This window comes from Streptomyces sp. NPDC051180 (assembly GCF_040689545.1).
Taxonomy (GTDB): domain Bacteria; phylum Actinomycetota; class Actinomycetes; order Streptomycetales; family Streptomycetaceae; genus Streptomyces.
In genome coordinates, this window is the sequence record NZ_JBFBBC010000014.1 from 99,538 (window position 1) to 120,027 (window position 20,490).

Annotated in this window: 15 protein-coding genes and 1 pseudogene; 6 read left to right on the forward strand and 10 right to left on the reverse strand. The window is 73.8% G+C overall.

Annotation, left to right across the window (positions count from 1 at the left end; translation table 11 throughout):
* Positions 1 to 112: 112 nt before the first annotated feature.
* Together xseA and AB0424_RS24090 are read right to left on the reverse strand one after the other, a co-directional pair.
* The gene (gene xseA / locus AB0424_RS24085; RefSeq protein WP_366308585.1) at positions 113 to 1,333 is read right to left on the reverse strand and encodes an exodeoxyribonuclease VII large subunit; all 1,221 of its coding nucleotides are present in this window, start codon (positions 1,331 to 1,333) and stop codon (positions 113 to 115) included.
* A 225-nt stretch (positions 1,334 to 1,558) separates the two neighbouring features.
* A complete protein-coding gene (locus AB0424_RS24090) occupies positions 1,559 to 2,932 on the reverse strand; it encodes an APC family permease (RefSeq protein ID WP_366308586.1) in 1,374 nt (457 codons plus the stop codon).
* A 54-nt stretch (positions 2,933 to 2,986) separates the two neighbouring features.
* On the opposite strand from AB0424_RS24090, the gene AB0424_RS24095 reads away from it, so the two are divergent.
* Positions 2,987 to 4,006, forward strand: a complete 1,020-nt coding sequence (locus tag AB0424_RS24095; RefSeq protein WP_366308587.1) for a 4-hydroxy-3-methylbut-2-enyl diphosphate reductase — start codon at positions 2,987 to 2,989, stop codon at positions 4,004 to 4,006.
* Between the two features lie 29 nt (positions 4,007 to 4,035).
* Positions 4,036 to 4,779, forward strand: a complete 744-nt coding sequence (ppgK, locus tag AB0424_RS24100) for a polyphosphate--glucose phosphotransferase (RefSeq protein ID WP_366308588.1) — start codon at positions 4,036 to 4,038, stop codon at positions 4,777 to 4,779.
* Positions 4,780 to 4,810: 31 nt separating this feature from the next.
* Here ppgK and AB0424_RS24105 read toward each other — a convergent pair whose 3' ends face one another.
* Positions 4,811 to 5,290, reverse strand: a complete 480-nt coding sequence (locus AB0424_RS24105) for a DUF6542 domain-containing protein (RefSeq protein WP_366308653.1) — start codon at positions 5,288 to 5,290, stop codon at positions 4,811 to 4,813.
* A 401-nt stretch (positions 5,291 to 5,691) separates the two neighbouring features.
* Here AB0424_RS24105 and ychF point away from each other — a divergent pair, with 401 nt between their 5' ends.
* Positions 5,692 to 6,780, forward strand: coding sequence for a redox-regulated ATPase YchF (gene ychF, locus AB0424_RS24110; RefSeq protein ID WP_366308589.1), 1,089 nt, complete (start codon positions 5,692 to 5,694; stop codon positions 6,778 to 6,780).
* Between the two features lie 132 nt (positions 6,781 to 6,912).
* Here the strand turns inward: ychF and AB0424_RS24115 are convergent, their stop codons facing one another.
* Both AB0424_RS24115 and AB0424_RS24120 read right to left on the reverse strand, forming a co-directional pair.
* The gene (locus tag AB0424_RS24115; protein ID WP_366308590.1) at positions 6,913 to 7,176 is read right to left on the reverse strand and encodes a type II toxin-antitoxin system RelE/ParE family toxin; all 264 of its coding nucleotides are present in this window, start codon (positions 7,174 to 7,176) and stop codon (positions 6,913 to 6,915) included.
* Complete coding sequence (locus AB0424_RS24120; RefSeq protein ID WP_366308591.1) at positions 7,169 to 7,438, reverse strand: type II toxin-antitoxin system Phd/YefM family antitoxin; 270 nt, start codon at positions 7,436 to 7,438, stop codon at positions 7,169 to 7,171. The genes AB0424_RS24115 and AB0424_RS24120 overlap by 8 nt, the downstream gene beginning before the upstream one ends.
* Positions 7,439 to 7,634: 196 nt before the next feature.
* Between AB0424_RS24120 and AB0424_RS24125 the strand changes: the two genes are divergently transcribed.
* Positions 7,635 to 8,204, forward strand: coding sequence for a hypothetical protein (locus tag AB0424_RS24125; RefSeq protein WP_366308592.1), 570 nt, complete (start codon positions 7,635 to 7,637; stop codon positions 8,202 to 8,204).
* 31 nt (positions 8,205 to 8,235) lie between these two features.
* Here AB0424_RS24125 and AB0424_RS24130 read toward each other — a convergent pair whose 3' ends face one another.
* Positions 8,236 to 8,997, reverse strand: a complete 762-nt coding sequence (locus AB0424_RS24130) for an AfsR/SARP family transcriptional regulator (protein ID WP_366308593.1) — start codon at positions 8,995 to 8,997, stop codon at positions 8,236 to 8,238.
* Positions 8,998 to 9,153: 156 nt separating this feature from the next.
* On the opposite strand from AB0424_RS24130, the gene AB0424_RS24135 reads away from it, so the two are divergent.
* Positions 9,154 to 12,219, forward strand: a complete 3,066-nt coding sequence (locus tag AB0424_RS24135; RefSeq protein ID WP_366308594.1) for a BTAD domain-containing putative transcriptional regulator — start codon at positions 9,154 to 9,156, stop codon at positions 12,217 to 12,219.
* A 13-nt stretch (positions 12,220 to 12,232) separates the two neighbouring features.
* On the opposite strand, the gene AB0424_RS24140 is transcribed toward AB0424_RS24135, so the two are convergent.
* From AB0424_RS24140 to AB0424_RS24155, 4 genes and pseudogenes are all read right to left on the reverse strand, one after another.
* Positions 12,233 to 12,388 carry a hypothetical protein gene (locus AB0424_RS24140; RefSeq protein WP_366308595.1) on the reverse strand — a complete coding sequence of 52 codons (156 nt, stop codon included), beginning with the start codon at positions 12,386 to 12,388 and terminating at the stop codon, positions 12,233 to 12,235.
* Between the two features lie 287 nt (positions 12,389 to 12,675).
* Entirely contained in the window at positions 12,676 to 15,063 is a 2,388-nt protein-coding gene (locus AB0424_RS24145) for a proprotein convertase P-domain-containing protein (RefSeq protein WP_366308596.1), read from the reverse strand.
* Positions 15,064 to 15,266: 203 nt separating this feature from the next.
* The gene (locus AB0424_RS24150; protein WP_366308597.1) at positions 15,267 to 16,877 is read right to left on the reverse strand and encodes a phospholipase A2; all 1,611 of its coding nucleotides are present in this window, start codon (positions 16,875 to 16,877) and stop codon (positions 15,267 to 15,269) included.
* Positions 16,878 to 17,152: 275 nt separating this feature from the next.
* Positions 17,153 to 17,410: pseudogene (locus tag AB0424_RS24155) on the reverse strand (Uma2 family endonuclease); the annotation flags it as partial.
* Between the two features lie 413 nt (positions 17,411 to 17,823).
* Here AB0424_RS24155 and AB0424_RS24160 point away from each other — a divergent pair.
* Entirely contained in the window at positions 17,824 to 20,469 is a 2,646-nt protein-coding gene (locus AB0424_RS24160; RefSeq protein ID WP_366308598.1) for a BTAD domain-containing putative transcriptional regulator, read from the forward strand.
* The last annotated feature ends 21 nt before the right edge of the window (positions 20,470 to 20,490 follow it).

Below are 20,490 nucleotides of genomic sequence, written 5' to 3' on the forward strand. Positions count from 1 at the left end.
CGCCGCCGCACGGTCCTGGGTCCGTGCCGTGCGGGTCCTTCCCGTCGCGCCGCACGTCCCTCGTCCGTGCGGCGCGGGTCCTACCTGTCGCGCGCGCCCCGCGCCGTCCCGCTCAGGACGGGTCGCCGGCCACGCGGCGCACCGCGAACTCGCCCTCTGCGACCCGCGCCCGCAGCTCCTCGCCGTCCGCGACCTCCTCGGGGGAGCGGACCACCCCTCCGTCGGCCCGCTGCAGCACCGCGTACCCCCGCTCCATCGTCGCCGCCGGCGACAGCGCCCTGACCCGCGCCCGGGTGTGCGACAGCTCGGAGTCCGCCCGGTCCAGGAGGTGCCCGAGGACCCGCCGGCTGCGGGCCAGCAGCGCCGCGACCTCGTCCTCGCGGACCTCGACCATGCGCTGCGGATGCTCCATGACCGGCCGCGCGAGCGCCTGCGCCAGACCGCGCTCCTCACGGTCCAGGAGCCCGCGCACGGTCCGCAGCGCCCGGTCCCGGAGCCCGCGCACCCGGTCCAGCTCCTCACCGACGTCCGGTACGACCTTCTTGGCCGCGTCCGTCGGCGTCGAGGCGCGCAGGTCCGCCACCAGGTCCAGGAGCGGCGAGTCCGGCTCGTGGCCGATCGCCGAGACGACCGGCGTGCGGCAGTCGGCCACCGCGCGGACCAGCCGCTCGTCCGAGAACGGCAGCAGGTCCTCGACGCTGCCGCCGCCGCGCGCCACGATGATCACGTCCACGTCCTCGTGGCCGTCCAGCTCCTTCACGGCCTGGATGACCTGCGGGACGGCCTTCACGCCCTGCACCGCCACGTTCCGCACCTCGAAGCTGACCGCGGGCCAGCGCCGCCGCGCGTTCTCCAGGACGTCCCGCTCCGCCGCCGACGCCCGCCCGCAGACCAGGCCCACCCGGTGCGGCAGGAACGGCAGCGGCTTCTTCCGGTCCGGCGCGAACAGCCCCTCGGACGCCAGGCTCCGCTTCAGCTGCTCCAGCCGGGCGAGCAGCTCGCCGATCCCGACCGGCTTGATCTCCACGGCCCGCAGCGACAGCTGCCCGCGCGGCGCGTACCACTCCGGCTTGGCGTGCAGGACGACCCGGGCGCCCTCCGACACGACGTCCGCGACCGCGTCGAAGACCTTGCGGTAGCAGGTGACGCCGATCGAGATGTCGTGCGACGGATCGCGCAGCGTCAGGAAGACGACCCCGGCGCCCGGCCGCCGCGACAGCTGCGTGATCTGCCCCTCGACCCAGATCGCCCCGAGCCGGTCGATCCACCCCCCGATCAGCCGCGAGACCTCACCGACGGGAAGCGGTGCTTCGGCGGACGTAGTCAGACCCATGGACCGAGCGTAACCGCGCGGTACGACAACGTCAGGACCGCGCCGACGAACGGAGGCACGCGCGCGGGGCGGGAGACAGAGGGGTGGGAGGCACGCGCGGGGCGGGAGACCGAGGGGTGGGAGGCCCGCGCGGGGCGGGGCGACGGAGGTGGACGCCGCGAGGCCGGGGGACACGCGCGCGAGGCGCAGCCGGGGGACACGCGCGCGAGGCGCCGGGGCCCTGCGTCAGCGGGCGTCGGTGCCTCGCGCGGGTCTCCGGGTCGCGCCCTGGACGGCCAGGACGACCAGACCGACACCCAGCCACACCGCGCCCACCACCTGGGCGGCCGTCGACGCCTCGACGATCACCGCGACGAGGATCGCCGCGCCGAGCACCGGCATCACGACGTGCTTGAGCCAGTGCGGCGGCCCCTCCGCCCGCCGCACGGCGAACCACCCCACCACGCTCGCGTGCAGCAGGACGAACGCCGTCAGCGCGCCGACGTCGACCACCGACACGAGGTGGTCCAGGCCGTCGTCCCGCCGGGCCGCCCACAGCGCCGCGACCATCGTGACCGTCGCCGCCACGAGCAGCGCCACGCGCGGCACGCCCCCGTCCGTACGGGCCAGCAGGTGCGGCAGCCGCCGGTCCCGGCCCATCGCGAACAGCAGCCGGCCGCCCGCCGCCTGCCCCGCCAGCGCCGCGAAGGCCGCGCCGATCGCCTTCGAGACGGCCACCAGGTCGTGCAGCCAGCCGCCGACGGACGCGTCCACGGCGTCGTAGAACGCCGAACCCTGCTTCCCCGGATCGGCCGCGAGCTCGGCCGAGGAGACCGGTTCGAGCAGCGCGACCAGCCAGGACTGCGCGACGAAGAGCGTGCCCGCGAGGGCCAGACAGAACAGCACCGCCCGCGCGACCTTCGCCGAACCCCCCGTGACCTCCTCCGCGAAGGAGGCGATCGCGTCGAAGCCCAGATAGGACAGGACGGCCACCGACACCGCCCCCAGGACGGCCGCCATGGAGAACCCGGTGTCGCCCGTGAGCGGCGACCACCAGTCGCGCCGCGCCCCGTCCCGTACGAGCACCACCACCGCCGACACCACGAAGACCAGCAGGACCACGATCTCCATCGCGAGGACCGCGAAGCCGACGCGGGCCGCCGCCCGGACGCCCCACAGGTTGAGCAGCGTGGTGACGACCACGGCGATCCCGGTCCACACCCACCGGTGCACCTCCGGGACCAGCGCCTCCATGGCGATCCCCGCGAAGAGGTAGGCCACGGCCGGGATCAGCAGGTAGTCGAGCATCGCCATCCACCCGGCGACGAATCCCGGGCCTTCCCCCAGGCCCTTGCGCGCGTACGTGAAGACCGACCCGGCCTGCGGCGCCACCCGCACCATCTGCGCGTAGCTGAAGGCCGTGAACGCCATGGCGACCGTCGCCACGAGGTACACCAGTGCGACGGCCCCGTCCGACTTGGCGTCCAGCGTGCCGAAGACGCCCACCGGGGCCATCGGGGCGATGAAGAGCAGTCCGTAGACCACCAGGTCGCGGAAGCCGAGGCTCCGTCGAAGACCCGTGTGCCCCGCGTCCGCCGCCACCTGCGTTTCCTCGGCCATGGCGACAGTTTCGGCCACCACGCGGATCAAACCGCTCACCGACGCGGCCTTACGATGGGACGCATGACTGCAACGCCCGCGACGAACCGCCCGAAGCGTGTCCTGCTCGCCGCACCCCGTGGCTACTGCGCGGGCGTCGACCGTGCCGTGATCGCCGTGGAGAAGGCCCTGGAGCAGTACGGGGCGCCGATCTACGTACGCCACGAGATCGTCCACAACAAGTACGTCGTCCAGACGCTGGAGCGGAAGGGCGCGATCTTCGTCGACCAGGCGACCGAGGTCCCGCCGGGCAACATCGTGATGTTCTCCGCGCACGGCGTCGCCCCGACCGTCCACGAGGAGGCCCGCCAGGGCCGGCTCGCGACCATCGACGCCACCTGCCCGCTGGTCACCAAGGTCCACAAGGAAGCCGTCCGCTTCGCCAAGGAGGACTTCGACATCCTCCTCATCGGTCACGAGGGCCACGAGGAGGTCATCGGCACCTCCGGCGAGGCCCCCGACCACATCCAGCTGGTCGACGGCCCCGGCGACGTCGCCAAGATCGAGGTCCGCGACCCCTCCCGGGTCGTCTGGCTCTCCCAGACCACCCTCTCGGTCGACGAGACGATGGAGACGGTAGACGCGCTCAAGGAGAAGTTCCCGCAGCTGATCTCCCCGCCGTCCGACGACATCTGCTACGCCACGCAGAACCGTCAGATCGCCATCAAGGAGCTCGCCGGCCAGGCCGAGCTGGTGATCGTCGTCGGCTCCAGGAACTCCTCGAACTCGATCCGCATGGTCGAGGTCGCCAAGCAGGCCGGCGTCCCCGCCGCCTACCTCGTCGACTTCGCCAGCGAGATCGACGAGGCGTGGCTGGAGGGCGTCACCAGCGTCGGCCTCTCCTCCGGAGCCTCCGTCCCGGACGTCCTCGTGCAGGAGGTCCTGGAGTGGCTCGCCGAGCGCGGCTACGCCGACGTCGAGATCGTCAAGACGGCCGACGAGTCCCTGACCTTCTCGCTGCCCAAGGAGCTCCGCAACAAGGACCTCCGCGCCGAGGCGGAGAAGCTCGCCGCCGCCGCTCCCGTCAAGGAGTAGCCGGGCGCCCGAGCCCTTACCGTGGGTCCATGAACGTCTTCGGAGTGGACATCGGCGGCTCGGGCATCAAGGGCGCCCCCGTGGACCTGGAGCGCGGCACGCTCACCGACGAGCGCCACAAGGTACTGACCCCGCAGCCCGCCACACCCGACGGTGTGGCGGGCTGCGTCGCGGAGGTCGTGGCGAACTTCGGCTGGACCGGCCCGGTCGGCGTGACCTTCCCCGGCGTGGTGACCGGGTCGACCGTCCGGACCGCGGCCAACGTCGACAAGTCCTGGATCGGCGTCGACGCCGGCACCCTCCTGGCCGACCGCCTCGGCGGCCTCCCCGTCACCGTCCTCAACGACGCCGACGCCGCCGGCATCGCCGAGATGACCTTCGGCGCCGGCCGCGGCCGCAAGGGCACCGTCGTCCTCCTCACCCTCGGCACGGGCATCGGCTCCGCCGTCTTCACCGACGGCCGCCTCGTCCCCAACACCGAGCTCGGCCACCTGGAGCTCAAGGGCCACGACGCCGAGACCCGCGCCTCGACCCGCGCCAAGGAGGACGAGGACCTCAGCTGGGAGCACTGGGCGACCCGCCGGCTCCGCAAGTACCTCGCCCACGTCGAGATGCTCTTCTCGCCCGAGCTCTTCATCATCGGCGGCGGCGTCAGCCGCAAGGCCGACAAGTTCCTCCCCCTCATCGAGGGCATCCGCGCCGAGATCGTCCCCGCCGAGCTCCGGAACAACGCCGGCATCGTCGGCGCCGCGATGGCGGCGGGCACCGCCTAGGCGTTCACACCTGCAGCGTCACCGCTCCGGGTCAGACGACGGGGCGGCGGCGGCCGGCCGAGCCGGGGCGGGCGCCCGGGGCCTCGGCGCCGGCGACAGGGGCGGCGCTCCGGGCGGCCGCGGCGGTGCGCTGATGGCGCCGGCCCATGTCGCGGACCTTGCGGACGCTCGCGATGACGCCGGCGACGAGCGTGCCGCCGTAGAGCCACCCGGCGTGCACGGCGAGCGCGGTGACCACGGCCATGGCCTGGCCGCCGATCCCGCCGGTGCCGCCGGCGATGGGCACGACGCCCACGGCGAAGGCGATGGGGACGCCGATGGGGGCCGTGACGAGATCGGCGGCACGGACCCACAGCGCGGTCAGGGCGCTGACGGGCAGGAAGAGCACCCCGTAGACGATCGGCGAACCGTCGAAGAGCAGCAGGTCGAGGAAGCCGAGCGTCAGCATGACCGCGGACGCGAAGAGACCGGCGCCGAGCCCGGTGAGGCGGGGCGCGGGCAGCCGCCGCAGCGCGAGGACGACGGGCGGCGCCGGCCGGGCCCCGGGCGGCCGCCCGGCACCGCGCCCGGGGACGCCCGCGGCCGCCGCACCCGCGGCCCCGGCCCGCTCCACCCGGGCGCCGTCGCGGGCCCGCCCGGACCTGCCGGTCACCCGGTACACGGCCGCACCCTCCACGAGCGCGGGCGGCGGCGTGACGGGGGTTTGCGGCCCTCGGCGGCCTTGCGGCTGACTTGTCCTGTGCTGCTCCACACGACCAACGTAGGTCGGAATGGGCCGGGAACCGGGTCCAGGACACGCCCTTTGGGTGACGTTGCGCCGGAGATCGACCGAAGGCGTGCGTCACTGGCCGGTTCTCCCCGCCCGTAAACTGGGGGATCGGCCCCCCGTCCTCACTTCAGGAAGTCGCCACCGTGTCGCTCACGATCGGAATCGTCGGTCTGCCGAATGTCGGCAAGTCGACCCTGTTCAACGCCCTGACCAAGAACGACGTGCTGGCGGCCAACTACCCGTTCGCCACGATCGAGCCCAACGTCGGCGTCGTCGGTGTCCCCGACGCCCGCCTGACCAAGCTCGCGGAGATCTTCTCCTCGCAGCGGGTCCTCCCGGCGACCGTCGACTTCGTCGACATCGCGGGCATCGTCCGCGGCGCCAGCGAGGGCGAGGGCCTCGGCAACAAGTTCCTCGCGAACATCCGCGAGTCGGACGCGATCTGCCAGGTCATCCGCGCCTTCAAGGACGAGAACGTCGTCCACGTCGACGGCAAGGTCTCGCCCAAGGACGACATCGAGACGATCAACACCGAGCTGATCCTCGCGGACCTCCAGACGATCGAGAAGGTCCTCCCGCGCCTCCAGAAGGAGATGCGGATCAAGAAGGACACCGCGCCCAAGGTCGCCGCCGTCGAGGCCGCCCAGGCGATCCTGGAGAAGGGCGACACCCTCTTCTCGCAGGGCATCGTCCAGGGCTCGGAGAAGGCGGAGCTGCTCCACGACCTCCACCTGCTCACCACCAAGCCGTTCCTCTACGTCTTCAACGTCGACGAGGACGAGCTGACCGACGACGCCTTCAAGGCCGAGCAGAGCGCCCTCGTCGCCCCGGCCGAGGCGATCTTCCTCAACGCCAAGCTGGAGCAGGACCTCGCCGAGCTCGACGAGGAGGACGCCATGGAGCTCCTCCAGTCCGTCGGCGCCGAGGAGCCCGGCCTCGCCACCCTCGCCCGCGTCGGCTTCGCCACCCTCGGCCTCCAGACCTACCTGACGGCCGGCCCCAAGGAATCCCGCGCCTGGACGATCAAGCAGGGCGCCACCGCCCCCGAGGCCGCCGGTGTCATCCACACCGACTTCCAGAAGGGCTTCATCAAGGCCGAGGTCATCTCCTTCGACGACCTCGTCGCCACCGGCTCCGTCGCCGACGCCCGCTCCGCCGGCAAGGCCCGCATGGAGGGCAAGGAGTACGTCATGCAGGACGGCGACGTGGTGGAGTTCCGCTTCAACGTGTAGTCGTTCGAATGCTGCATGTGATGCGTTGAGCCGAACGTACACGTCAGAAGGGGTCGGGCTCTGTCGAGCCCGACCCCTTCGTCGTTTCTGTGCTGGATGGGTGCCGGAGTTCTGGCGTGTGGTCAGCGGTGGTCAGGTGTCGTAAACGGTGGACCGGTGTCCCACGTGAACGACCCAGACCACCAGTTCCCCGTTGTCGATCGTGTAGACGACGCGGTAGTCGCCAACCCGTAGGCGCCGGCGATCCGGCTGGGACACGAGCGCGGTGGTGTTGAAGCCGAGCGGATCGCTTTCCAGTGCGGTCAGCTTGGCCAGGATGCGCAGCGCCGTCTCGCGCGGGATTTTCCGAAGCTCGGCCTGCGCCTCGGGGCGGAAGACGGTTCTGTACTCACTCACTGCGAGCCAGGGTCTCCCTCATGATGTCCTCGATGGGGATGCCGGGTGCGGGGTTGGCCATGCGCTCGTCGATGATCCGATTGATCTCGCGCTCTTCCCACTCCTGGTACTTGCGCAGCACCTCGATGGAGACGATGGCGGCGACTTCCTTGCCGCGGCGTGTGATCACGGTGGGTACGTCATCGCGGTCGGCGCGCTCCACGACCTCCGCCAGATGCGCGCGCACGTCGCGGATGGTCTCTATGGGCAGCGGCTGTGTCATGCGCTCAAGCGTACCGAGTGTCCCATGTGTACACAACGGGCAGGGGGGTGCCGGGTGGCGTGGTCGGGGTGGGAGGGCGGCCGGATCGCGACCCCGGGGCGGGGGAGTGCGGAGAAAATACAGAACCCGTGCAGCGCCCTGGGCGATGTTGGGGCTTCGACTCCGCGCGGCGGGGACCGGTGGGGGAGGGACGGGCATGGGGAGTGCGCGGGAAGCGGTGCTGGAGTACGCGGCGGGCACCTTACGGCTGCTGCCCGGGCAGGCCGCGGTGACGTCCGCGGTGTTCGAGGGGCCGCCCGCGGCGCTCCTGGAGCGGGTGCCGCAGTTGGTGCGGGGTTTCGCGGGGGAGAGGACCGACGGCGGGGCGCTGTTCCGTGCGGCGGCGGGACTTCCCGGGGAGGCGGGCGCCGTGGGGCCGGACGACGGGCGCGGCTGCGCGGTGGTGCAGTCCCTGCCGGCGCTGAGCAGGGAGTCGGCGGGGAGCGCGATGGCCTCCCGCGCGGACCGGCTCGCCGGGGCCGCCGACCGGCTGCACTGGGAGCTGGCCGAGCGGGAGGAGCCGGCCGAGGGCTCCGCGGCCGGACGCCTCGCCGCCCGGTACGTGCTCTGCTACGCCGGCGCCGCACTCCTGTGGCTGTGGCGGGCGGGCGAGGAGAGCCGCTCGGAGTGGACGTGCGAGGCCGTGGACGCCGTCCTGGCGGTCCTGGAGGAATCCGCCGCCCCCGTGCCGGACGTCCCGGCCGCGCTCGCCCTGCTCTCCGTCTGAGGAGCGCCCCCGAGATCGCAGCCGACCCGATTCAGCCGGCGAGGTCGCCCGCCAGGGCCCGCTGGAAGGTGCGGGTGAGCAGGGGACCGGGGCCGACGCCCAGGCGGTCGGCGAGCAGTTCCCGGCCGGAGTGGAACTGGAGCAGGGCCGCCGCGGGCTGGCCCGCACGGCACTGGGCGGTCATCAGCAGGGAGCGGTACCGCTCCCGGAGGGGGTATCGGGCGACCAGGCGGGTGAGTTCGGCGACCAGGCCGTGCGGGAGGCCGGTGGCGAGTTCCGCCTCGGCACGGTCTTCGAGGGCCGTGAGCCGGGCCTCCTCCAGCCAGGGGCGCTCCTCCTCGGCCAGGTGCTCGGTGGTGTCGGCGAGGGCCTCGCCCTGCCAGAGGTCGAGCGCCGACCGCAGGACGGCGGCGGCCCGGTGCGCCTCCCCCTGCCGCAGCAGCGTGCCGCCGAGCGCGGCGCGGTCGGCGAACAGCCGGTGGTCGCAGGCCAGTCGACCGGGGACGGCCGAGAGCCGGTAGCCGCGTCCCACCCGTTCCAGCCGGGCGGCCCCGTCGAGCGGGGCGCGCAGCCGGGAGGCGTAGGTGTGCAGCTGGGCGACGGCGCGGTCCGGGGGACGCTCGCCCCACAGGGCGCGGATCAGGCGGTCGTCGGGGACGACCCGTCCCTCGGCGAGCAGCAGTGCGGCGAGGACCGTGCGGGGCTTCGCGCCGCCCAGGGCGTTCTCCGCACCGCCGGACGCGGACCGGATGCGGACCGGTCCGAGCAGGGCGGTCTCCAGGAAGGGCGTCATGGGGAGAGACCGTAGGAGGGCGGTGCATCCGCCCGGTATCGGCCGCTTATCGGCGGGCCTGACCGCCTGTCGGGACGGGCTCCGTTCCCTCTGTCTAAGCCGTGCCCCAGCTATTATGATCATGACAACTTTCAGGGGGGGCCCGGATTGGCGTCGATGCGGTTTTGCCTGCTCGGGACTCTCCGGCTGGCCTGTGAGGACCGGGAGATCCGGCTCGGCGGGGCGCGTCAGCGCGCGGTGCTGGCCCTGCTCCTGCTGCGGCGCGGCCGCACGGTCTCCGTGGACGAGCTCGCCGAGACCGTCTGGGACGGCTCGCCGCCGCCCACGGCCCGGACCCAGATCTCCATCTGCGTCGCCCAGCTGCGCAAGCTGTTCCGGGAGGCGGGCGTCGACGGCGAGGTCATCGTCACCTCCCACCCCGGGTACCGGCTCGACACCGACGGCCACGCGCTCGACCTCGCGGACTTCCTCGCGCTGGCCGGGCAGGCGTCCGCGCTGGCGGGCTCCGGCCGTACGGCGGAAGCCGCCGACGCCTACCGGCGCGCCCTCGCCCTGTGGCGGGGCCCCGCCCTGGACGGCCTGACCGGCTACGCGCTGGAGCAGGAGGCCGGCTGGCTGGAGGAGCAGCGGTTGACCGCGCTGGACGACCACGCCGAACTGCGGCTCTCCCTGGGCCGCCACCAGGAGCTCACCGCCGAACTGGCCGCCCTGGTCAGCGAGCACCCGCTGCGGGAGCGGACCCGGCACGCGCTGATGCTCGCCCAGTACCGCTCGGGCCGGCGTGCCGACGCCCTGGAGACCTTCCGCACCGGCCACCAGCTGAGCATCGACGAGCTGGGGCTCGCACCCGGCGCCGCGCTGCGGGAGCTGCACAACGCGGTCCTCCGCGAGGATCCGGCCATCGCGGCCCCGCCGACCGTGCCCGAGCCGGTCGCGGCCGTCGCACCCGCGGTGACCGTCGCGGCCGTCGCCGTACCCGCCGTGACCGAAGCCGTCGCCGTACCCGCCGTGGGCGCCGTGAGCGAAGTGGTCGCCGTGACCGACGCGATCGCCCTGCCCGCCGTGACCGGCGCGGTCGAGGAGCCGGAGGGAGCGGCGGAGAGCGCGCCCGCGGACGCCCCGGGCGAGGCCGCCGCCGACCGGCGCCCCGCCCTGCCCGTCGCACAGCCCGTCGCCCCGTCCGACCTCCCGCCGAACATCCCGTCCTTCACCGGCCGGACCGCCGAGACCGAGGTGCTCGACGCCCTGCTCGACGGCCGCCCCGACGGAGAGCCGCCCCGGGTCGCCCTGGTCACCGGGGTGGCCGGGATCGGCAAGACCGCGCTGGCCGTGCACTGGTCGCACCGCGCGGCCGCCGCCTTCCCGGACGGCTGCCTCCATGTGGACCTGGGCTCCGCCCCGGCCGCCCCCGGCGAGGTACTGGGCCGGCTGCTGCGCTCGCTCGGCGCGCCCGGCGACCGGCTGCCCGACGACGAGGCGTCCCGGATCTCGCTCTACCGCAGGCTGCTGCGCGGCCGCCGGGTGCTCGTCGTCCTGGACGACGCCTCCTCGTTCGCGCAGGTCGCCCCGCTGCTCCCGGCCAACGGCGGCTGCTGTGTGGTCGTCACCAGCAGGGAGAGCATGGAGGAGCTGGTGCTGCGGCACGGCGCCGTGCGGGTGCCGCTCGGGGTCCTCGACCCCGCCGACTCCACCGCCCTGCTGGACCGGATCGTCACCGGCGGCCGTACCGCCGCGTCCCCCGCGCAGACGGCCCGGCTGGCCGAACTCTGCGACGGGCTGCCGCTCGCCCTCTGCATCGCCGCCGCCCGGCTTGCCACCCGCCCGCACTGGACGGTGCGCCGCCTCGCCGACCGGCTCGCGGACGAGCACCGCCGCCTCGACGAGCTCAGCCTGGGCGGGAGCCGGGTCCGGGCCAGCTTCGAGCTGAGCCACGGCTGCCTGTCACCGGGCCTCGCGTCCGTGTACCGGCGGCTCTCCCTGCTCGACGTCCCCGACGTGCCGGCCTGGGCGGTCGCCGCGCTCCTCGACTGCCCGGTGGAGACCGCCGAGCAGTACCTGGACGAACTCACCGACGCCCACCTCCTGGAGGTCTCCGGCCCGGACGCCACCGGCCAGTACCGCTACCGCTTCCAGAGCCTGCTCCGCCTCTACGCGCGCGAACGCGCCCAGGAGGACCCCGATCGTCCGGCCGCCGAGGCGGCCCGGGACCGGGCGCTGCACAGCTGGCTGACCGTCGCCGAGGCCGCCCACCGCCGGGAGTACGGCGGCGACCACTCCGTGGTGCACGGGCCGGCCCCCCGCCCGCACGTCGACCGGGACCTCCTGGACGACCTGCTGGCCCGCCCGCTGGACTGGTTCGACTCCGAACGCCACTGCCTGGTGGCGGCCGTCACCCAGGCCGCCCGGCTGGGTCTGGCCGCGCTCGCCTGGGACCTGGCCTCCTCCACCGTCGGCTTCTGCGAGATCCGCAGCAACACCGACGACTGGCGCCGCCTCTGCGAGGAGGGCCTGGCGGCCTCCCGGGCCGCCGGGGACCGGCAGGGCGAGGGCGTGATGCTCGGTGAGCTGGGCGCCGCCCTGCTCTACCGGGGCGAGTCGGAGGCGTCGGTCCGGCTCCTGGAGGAGGCGGACGGCGTCCTGCGGTCCGGCGGCGAGGTCTACGGGGCCGCGCTGAACGCCTGCAAGCTGGCCGTCGTGATCCGCCAGCGGGGCGACGCGGGCACGGCACGCGCACTCCTGGACGGGGCGCTGCCCGCCCTGCGGGCCGCCGGTGACCTCTCCGCGCAGGCCCACGCGCTCAACAACCTCGCCCAGATCGCCCTGGACGCGGGGGACCCGGAGGAGGCCGTACGCCTCGGCGGGGACGCGGTCGCGCTGGCCCGGGGGCTGGGCGCCACCCGGGGCGCGGCCCAGGCGTTCCACCGGCTCGGGCGGGCCCTGCTGGCGGCCGGGCGGCTGCCGGAGGCGGAGGAGGCCCTGACCGAGGCGGCCGGGATCGTCCGCGCCAAGCACGACCGGCTGGGCATGGCCTACGTCCTGCTGGGGCTGGCCGAGGCCCGCCTGCGGGCCGGCCGCGCCGACCGGGCGGACGAGGACCTCCGTGCGGCCCTCGTGCTGGCCGAGGAGACCGGCAGCACGGTCCTGCTGGACCGCCTGCGCCTGCTCAGGGTCGAACGGGCGGAGGCGCCGGCACCGGGCGCGGAGCTTCCGCAGGAGGCGTGACCCGGGCGGTCGTTCAGTCCCAGGGCTCGGTCTGGACGACCGCGGTCGTCCCGCCGGCCGCCGCCGTCACCGTGGTCCCGCCGGCCACCGCGGTACCCGCGGCCAGGACGACACCCGTGACGATCGCCGCGACCGCCATGACCGCCTTGACGAGCTTCCCGTTCCCCATGTCCCCACGTCCTCTCACCCGTCGCCCACCGGACTCCGGCCTCTTGCCGGTCCGTTCCCCGAGCGACTCGCTCTGACATCGACAGACGTTAGGGGAGGGGGACTTCGATTCCTTATCGGACCGCTATCCGTTCGCCTTCCCGCCCCGCCCACCTGCGGAAAGGGCGAGGCCCCCGGTGGGGGAAACCGGGGGCCTCGTGTTCGGGAGCGGTGTGAGGAGTGGTGTGGAGCGGTGCCGAGCGGTGCTCGGCCGTGCCCGGCGGTGCCGGGAGGTCCGGAGCGGACCGGTCAGAACTTCAGGGTCCAGTGGTCGAGCGTGCCGGAGGAGCCGGCCGAGATGTCCTCGACCCGGAGCCACCAGACCCCGCTCGCCGGGGAGGCGGAGGCGTCCACTGTGGAGACCTGCTGGATCACGCCGTTGCCCTCCGTCTCCACGGACTCCTTGACGAGGTAGACCTTGCCGTCCGGGGCGACCAGGTGGACGTCCAGGTCACCGCGCCAGGTGTGGGTGGCGTGCAGGTACACCTGGAGGTTCTTCGGCGCGTTGCCCGTGATGCCGGTGACGGTGAGCGGGACCGAGACGGTGCCCGGGTCCGGGACCGAGTGCGGGGTCTGCACCTCGTACGCGGGGAACGTCATCGACCAGGCGTTGAGGGTGCCGACGGAGCCGGGGGACGGGTCGGAGACCTTCAGCGTCCACTTGCCGTCGGCCGGGGAGGCGGAGGCGTCCACCCGGTAGGTCTCGCGCAGCACCCCGCCGTTCTCGGTGGCGGCGGTGGAGGTCGAACGCAGCGGGTAGGTCCGGCCGTCGGGGGAGAGCAGGTCGATCCGGACGTCGCCACGCCACTCGTGGGTGATGTCCACGGAGACCTGGAGGGCTGCCGGGGCCTTGCCGCCGATGCCGTCCACGGTGAGGTCGGAGGTGACCGAACCGCCGTCCGGGACGCTGAGGTTCCCGGTCATGGCGAAGGGGGTGGGGAAGTTCAGCGACCAGCCGAGGAGGGTGCCCTTGCCGCCGGCGGAGGCGTCCGTGATCTGCAGCTTCCAGGTGCCGGAGGCGGGGGAGGCGGAGGCGTCGACGGTGAAGCCGCCGAGGGCGCCGCCCGTCTCGGTGGCGGAGGTCGACTTCAGGCGGTACAGCCGCCCGTCGGGGGCCACCAGGTCGATCTTCAGGTCTCCGCGCCAGTCGTGGCTGCCCTCCAGCTCGACCCGGAGCGCCTTGGGCGCGTTGCCCGGAACGCCGGTGACGGTCAGCGGGGCCTCCAGGGTGCCCGGATCCGGGATGGTCCGGTCGGTGTCGTCGAAGACCTGGGAGGGACGCGGCCGGGCGGCCGGCGCCGGCTCCGGGGCGACCGTGCCGACGACCGCCTTGCCGACGTCGATCCGGGGGGTGACGGCCCCGGTGTACGTGATCGGCGTACCGGTGGTGCCCAGCTTCGCCACCAGGTTCGCGATGCTCTCCGCCGGGTACTTCTGGCGCAGCACCGCCAGGGCGCCCGTCACGTGCGGGGCCGCCATCGAGGTGCCGTTCTTCGCCGCGTAGCCGCCGCCCGGGACCGAGGACACCACGGACGTGCCGGGGGCCATCAGGTCCAGCAGCGGGCCGCGGTTGCTGAACGAGGCCACCTGGTCGTCGTCGGTCGTCGCGCCGACCGTCACCGCCGACGGGACGCAGCCGGGGGCGTTGACCGCGTCGCCGTACCCGTTGTTGCCGGCGGCGACGACCGTCGCCACGCCCACCGAGTACAGGCTGTCGATCACGGACTTGCGGGGGTCGGTGTCGCAGGCGGTGGTCCAACGGCCCGCGCCCAGCGACATGTTGGCCGCGATGATGTCCATGCCGGACTGCTTCAGCGCGTACACCTTCTCCAGCGCCTTGATCTGCGAGCTGGTGAAGCTCAGCACGCAGGGGCTGTTGCCCGCGCCGCAGTAGTCGTCGGAGTCGAAGCGGGAGAACACCTGCATCGCCACGATGTTCGCGCCCGGGGCCACGCCGCGCTTGGGGGCGCCGCTGAGACCGGTCCCGTTGCCGGCGGCTATGCCCGCCACGTGGGTGCCGTGCGAGCAGGCCGCGCCCAGTTCCGCGCAGCTGCCGGTGTCGGCGTCGGCGCTGCCGGTGCCCTCCTGGGACGCCTCGCCGTTCGGGCAGAGGCTGGTCGCGCCGTAGCTCTCGTCGTTCACCGAGAAGCACGCCTCGGCCGTCACCCGGCCGCCCAGGAAGGGGTGGTTCCTCGCGACGCCGGTGTCGATCACGGCGACCGCGGTGCCCGCCCCGGTGGCGCCGGCGGCGAACGCCTTGTCCGCGCCGATCCGGACCGTCGACTCGTCCAGCATCGGGGGGACCGGGACGTCCTCCGTCACGCTCACCACGTCCGGGTTGGAGCGGAGCGCGGTGAGTCCCGCCTGGTCCACCGTCAGGGTGACCATCGGCAGCCGCTCGTACGACACTTCGGTCTCACCGGCGGCCGCGGCCGTGGCCACGTCGGAGCGGGTCTGGGTCACCACGTTCACCCGCACCGTGCCGCCGCCCGCGGTCCCGGTCTCCAGCGCCGGGTCCACCGGGACCTCGTCGGCCGCCGCCGCGGGGGCCACTCCGACCAGGGGCGCCAGGCCCGCCGGCAGTGCGCCGAGCAGCAGGCCCGAGGCCATCGCGACGGCCACAGCAGATCTCTTCACGACAGGCTCCAGGAAGTAGGCACCGAGCGGGCGGTGCCGCGGCGGCAGAGAAGGAGGAAGGGGGGGTGACTCGCTGACGAGGCCCGCGAGTCCAGGGCCGGAAGTTCAAGGGGGCGGGGCCGTGTGGTCAGGCCCCGGGGCGGGGACCGGGCAGCAGCGTCGGCTGTTCGTCTGCCCGGTTCCCCTGCGTGCGCACGGGCCCGTCAGGTGGCGTCGGCACCGTTCTTCGGGTGGCCGCCGTAGAAGACACCGAGGTAGTACGTGTACGCGGTGGAGCGGCAGGCGCTCTTCCAGAAGTACGCCGGGCAGGTGTTGTAGTAGAGCATGTTGTAGAACGCGACGTCGGTCGCGATGCCCTTGTTGCGGTCCAGGTAGTAGCGGTAGCCCTTGTAGCTGTTGCCGATGGTGCCGTAGCCGTAGTCGTGCGAGTCGCAGGCGGTACGGAAGTCCCAGCCGCCGGGCTTGTCGGAGGCACTGGTGCAGTGGTCCTTGAAGACGCCCATGACCCAGGCGCCGGTCGGGGTCTGCTTCCAGCTCGGGTTGCGCCAGCCGTAGTGGGCGACCTTGGTCGCGCAGCCGCTGTACTGGTACCACATCCACGTCTCGGGGCGGGAGCAGTAGCTCGGGTACGCCTGCGCGGAGGTGATCTCGCCGGGGCCGAAGTCCTCGGCTGCGGGGGCGACGCCCTCGCCCTGGGCCAGGCTCGGGGCGCCCTGGACGGCGCTGCCGGCCTCCGGGCGGATGCCGGTCGTCTCCACCGACTGCGGGGCCGCCGCGTCACCGGAGTAGGTCAGCTGCCAGGACGCGCCGTCCTCGGCGGAGGCGGCGACCACGCGGTCCGAGGCGTCGTAGCTGTAGGTGTTGAGCTGGCTGCCGGCCGCCGGGTCGACGACCTTGCGGAGCAGACCGGAGCCGTCGTACGAGTAGCGCGCCAGGGTCTGCACGGTCTGGCCGACGGTGACGGTGATGTCCTTGACCTGGCCCGCGACGTCGCCGAGGGTCTGGCCGGCGGCCGTGGTGGCGGTCGCGTAGTTGATCTTCACCGTCTGCGCGGGGACGTCGGCGCGCGCCGGGTCCTTGACCGTGGAGACGCGGCCGGTGCCGTCGTAGGTGACCGTCGTCTGCTTGAAGGCGGTGTTGCCGACCGCCGTCACCCGCCAGGTGTCGCCGCTTCCGCCGACCTGCTTCCAGGTGTACGACGGCTTGAGGGAGGCCGCCGCGACGGGGGTGCCGGCGGAGTCCACCGGCACGTCGTCACCGGAAGCGACCTGGGCGAGGTCGACGTTGAGCGTCTCCGTGACCGTGGTCTTCAGCACGCCCGCGAGGTCGTCCCACTGCACGTTCTCCACCAGCGTGGAGCCGTCGGCGGCCTTGTAGGTGTTGATGCTGCCGCCGTTGGCGCCGGCCACCGAGTCGGTCAGGTCGTAGCGGACGGACTCCGCGGTGTCCAGGTCGGTCGTGGTGATCGAACCGGAGCCCGGCACCAGCTTGCGGTTCAGCTGGCCGCCGACGAACTCGGCCTCCCAGCTCGGACCGAACACCCCGAGGTCGGCGCGGGCGGCCGGGGCGTCCTGGGCCTGGGCGAGGCCCGGCCCGGTGCCGTCCACCGTGTGGGTGCGGCTCATCAGGCCGTACGTCACGTCGTTCTCGGATATCTGGAAGGTGTCGTCGGCCGACTGGTACATGCCCGGGCCGATCAGCTGGGTCTCCCCGGTCTCCAGCGCCGGCGAGGGGATCTCCTCGGCGACGGCGGACTGCGGGAGCAGCAGGGCCAGTGACACGGCCGCCACTGCGGGAAGCGCGGTTCTGCGCACGTTCGGTTCCTTCGGGTACCGGCGGCATACGGCCCTGACCTGGCGGTCGGCCCCTGTTCGCCTGTTCGTGCCGGTCGTTCTCGGCCGGCAACGAGGAACTTAGGAACCCGCGCCTTCGATCCCTTATGCCTCCGCCATCGCCCGCCCCGATGCCCCTCCGATGCCACCCGGTTGCCCGCACGGTGACGCCCCGACGGTTCAGCCGCCGCGCGGTGTGAGTCCGCCGAGGTCCAGGGAGATATCGAAGGGGACCGGGCGGTGGAGGGCGTCCCGGAAGGCTCGGGACGGTTGCGGGCGTCCAGGCGGATCGTCATCTCCCGCTCGACCTCGAAGCCGGCGGGTGCCTGCGTCATGAGCGTCGTGGTCAGAGCGGTGACGAGGCGGCCGTGCCAGGCCCGCTGCGGCGACGTCACGAGGACGAGGGCTCCGTCGATCAGCTCGGTGTGGCGCGGCGCCTCGGGGAGGCTGTCCAGGTCCTCCGCGAACCAGCCTTCCGCGCGCGGCGGGCGCATCCAGTCGGGCCGTGCGGTCACGGACTCACGGTAGCGGCTGCGGCCGCCCCCGACGGGACGCTCCCCGGTCCCCGGTCCCCGGTCCCGGGTCCCCGGTCACCGGTGACCGCGGGACCCGGAGGCCCCTTTCGTCGGGAACGTGCCGGGCGCCGCCGCGGCGGGTGTGGCATGTGACCAAACGTACGGAGTGGGGCGGGGCGGTCGGGTGAGGTGGTGGGGTGGGGGTGGGGGTGGTCGGCTGGGGTGGTGTCTTCGCAGGTCAGAGGGGAGTCGCGGGGGGAGTCGGCGGGGTGTGCGGGGTGCTGGGATCGGGCGGGCGGGTGGTGTGGTCCCAGGCCGGTGGGGTCGGGGCGGGGGAGAGGGCGGGTGGTGCGCGGCTATCCTCGATCGCTGGGGAACGGGGGCACGGGGGACAGGGACCGCGGAGGTATCAGGTGGAGTTCAGGCTGCTCGGCTCCGTTGCGTTGGTGACGGAGGACAGAGACGTAGCCTTGGGGCCCGCCAAGCGGACAAGCCTGCTCGCGATGCTGCTGCTCCGCCCCAACAGTGCGGTGAACGTAGGGCAGTTGATCGACGCCCTGTGGGAGGACGAACCGCCCACGCATGCGAAGACGGTCCTGCAGGGGCATGTGTCGCGGCTGCGGGCGCTGTTGGCGGAGCACGGTGCCGAGGCGTACGGCGTGGAGCTGGCGACGCAGGGGTCCGCGTACGTGCTGCGGATGCCGGAGTCGCTGGTGGACGCGCACCGGTTCGAGGAGCTGGTGGGGCTCGCGGGGGTGCAGCGGCAGCCGGCCGACGCCGTGCGGATGCTGCGGGAGGCGCTGTCGTACTGGCAGGGTCCCGCGCTCACCGGGACCGTGCACAGCAGGCCGCTGGAGGCGGCCGCCGGCGGGCTGGAGGAGATGCGGCTGGCGTCGGTGGAGGCACTGGCGGAGGCGTACGGGAAGCTCGGCGAGCACGCCCGGGCCGCCGCCGTCCTGCGGTCCGAGGCCGTCGCGCACCCGCTGCGCGAGTCGCTGGCCGCCGCGCTGATGCTGGCGCTGGGCCGCTCGGGGCGCCAGTCGGACGCGATGGACTGGTACCACCGCACCCGGCGGCTGCTCGCCGAGGAGCTGGGCGTCGACCCCGGCGAGACGCTCGCCGAGGCGTACGCGACGCTGCTGCGCTCCGCCGAACCCGTCACCGCGCCCCGCCCCGCCGCCCCGGTCGACGTGCCGGTGCCGGAGGGGCTGCCGCGGGCGCCGCGCGGCTTCACCGGCCGGGGCGCCGAGATGGTCGCGCTGGACCGGGCGGTGGCCGCCGGCGAGGCGCCGGTCTGCCTCGTCACCGGGCCCGCCGGCGTCGGCAAGACGGCGTTCGCGCTGCACTGGGCCTACCAGCGGCTGGCCGAGTTCCCCGACGGGCGGCTCTTCGCCGACCTGCGCGGCTTCAGCGAGACCGCGGAGCCGGAGACCGCCGCCGTCCTGCGCGAGTTCCTGCTCGCGCTCGGCGTCCCGCCGCAGCGCATCCCGGAGGCCGTCGAGGCACGCGGCGCGCTGTTCCGCTCGCTGACCAGCGGCCGCAGGCTGCTCGTCGTCCTCGACAACGCGCGCTCGTCCGAGCAGGTCAGGCCGCTGCTGCCGGGCGGCGACCTGTGCGCGACGGTGATCACGAGCCGGGACCGGCTCGGCGGCCTCGTCGCCTCCGACGCCGCCCGGCCGGTGCCGCTGCGGCACCTCCCGACGGCCGACTCGACGGCGCTGCTCACCACCGTGCTCGGCGCGGAACGGGTCGCCTCGGAGCCGGCCGCCGCCGCGCGGCTCGCCGGGCTCTGCGACGGGCTGCCGCTCGCGCTGCGGGTGACGGCGGCGCGCCTGGCCGAGCGCCCGCAGTGGACGCTCGACGCGATGGTCGGCGAACTCGCCGACGAGCAGTGCCGGTTGATGCTGCTCGACGTGGAGGACCGGGGGGTGTCGGCGGCACTGCACCTCACCGTGCAGCAGCTGCCCGAGTCCGCCGCCCGGATGTTCCGCTCGATCGGCCTGCACACCGGCTCCGACCTGGACCGGTTCGCGGCCGCCGCGCTCGCCGGGACGTCGCCCGCGCACGCCTCCGCCGACCTGGACCGGCTGGCCGCCGCTCACCTGCTCACCGAGTCCGTGCCGGGCCGCTGGACCCCGCACGACCTGGTGCGCCTGTACGCGCGCCACCTGGCCCCGCAGGCCGATCCCGAGGGGCTGACCCGGCTCCTCGACCACTACCTCTACACCGGCCTGGCGGCCGACGCCGCCGCCGAACCGGGCTCCCAGCCCTGCTACTCGCTGCCCGCCGATGCCCGACGGCCCGCCGCGACCAGGGAGTTCGAGGACCGGACGGCCGCGCTCGACTGGTACGTGGCCGAACGCCCCGCCCTGGAGCGCGCGGTGGCGGTCGCCGCCTCCCTCGGGCTGCACGACCGGGCCTGGCGGATCGCCCTCGTGCAGTGGCCGCTGATGCTCATGCGGATCGGGGACGGCTGGACGCCGCTCCTGGAGGCCGGACTCGCCTCGGCGCAGCAGGTCGGCGACCTCGACGCCCAGTCGCGGGCCAGTGCGCTGCTCGGCTGGATCCTGCACGAGGAGGGCCGGGACGAGGAGGCGCTCGTCCACCTGGAGAAGGCGCCGGGTCTGGCGGCCCGGGCGGGCGACACGATCAGCGAGGCGATCGCGTACGTCAACTACGCCGCCGTCCTGGACGCGACCGGGGAGCACGAGCGGGCCGGTCTGCTCATGCTGCACGCCGTGTCCCTCGCCGACCGCACCGGCCATCCGTCGACCCAGGTGCTGACGCTCCAGCACCTGGCGGGGCACAGCCTGAAGAGGGAGGAGTACGAGGCGGCGCTCGCCCACACCCTTCGCGCCGGGGAACTGGTCGCGCCCGACGCGGTGGTCGTGCGGGCGCAGCTGCAGATCGTCATGGGGGAGGCGCTGGCCGGCATCGGCCGCCTGGACGAGGCCGCCGACCAGCTGGAACGTGCGATCGCGGCCTCCGAGAAGGCGGGTTTCCCGGAAGGATCGGCGCGGGCGACGGAGCGGCTTTCCCGGCTGTCAGCGGATCGTTAGCGGTACGCAAGCGGGACGGCA

Excerpts from the sequence above, each read along its gene's own strand:
- xseA (WP_366308585.1), bottom strand. The coding sequence starts at position 1,333 with ATGGGTCTGACTACGTCCGCCGAAGCACCGCTTCCCGTCGGTGAGGTC.
- AB0424_RS24090 (WP_366308586.1), bottom strand. The coding sequence starts at position 2,932 with ATGGCCGAGGAAACGCAGGTGGCGGCGGACGCGGGGCACACGGGTCTT.
- AB0424_RS24095 (WP_366308587.1), top strand. The coding sequence starts at position 2,987 with ATGGGACGCATGACTGCAACGCCCGCGACGAACCGCCCGAAGCGTGTC.
- ppgK (WP_366308588.1), top strand. The coding sequence starts at position 4,036 with ATGAACGTCTTCGGAGTGGACATCGGCGGCTCGGGCATCAAGGGCGCC.
- AB0424_RS24120 (WP_366308591.1), bottom strand. The coding sequence starts at position 7,438 with ATGACACAGCCGCTGCCCATAGAGACCATCCGCGACGTGCGCGCGCAT.
- AB0424_RS24125 (WP_366308592.1), top strand. The coding sequence starts at position 7,635 with ATGGGGAGTGCGCGGGAAGCGGTGCTGGAGTACGCGGCGGGCACCTTA.
- AB0424_RS24130 (WP_366308593.1), bottom strand. The coding sequence starts at position 8,997 with ATGACGCCCTTCCTGGAGACCGCCCTGCTCGGACCGGTCCGCATCCGG.
- AB0424_RS24135 (WP_366308594.1), top strand. The coding sequence starts at position 9,154 with ATGCGGTTTTGCCTGCTCGGGACTCTCCGGCTGGCCTGTGAGGACCGG.
- AB0424_RS24140 (WP_366308595.1), bottom strand. The coding sequence starts at position 12,388 with ATGGGGAACGGGAAGCTCGTCAAGGCGGTCATGGCGGTCGCGGCGATC.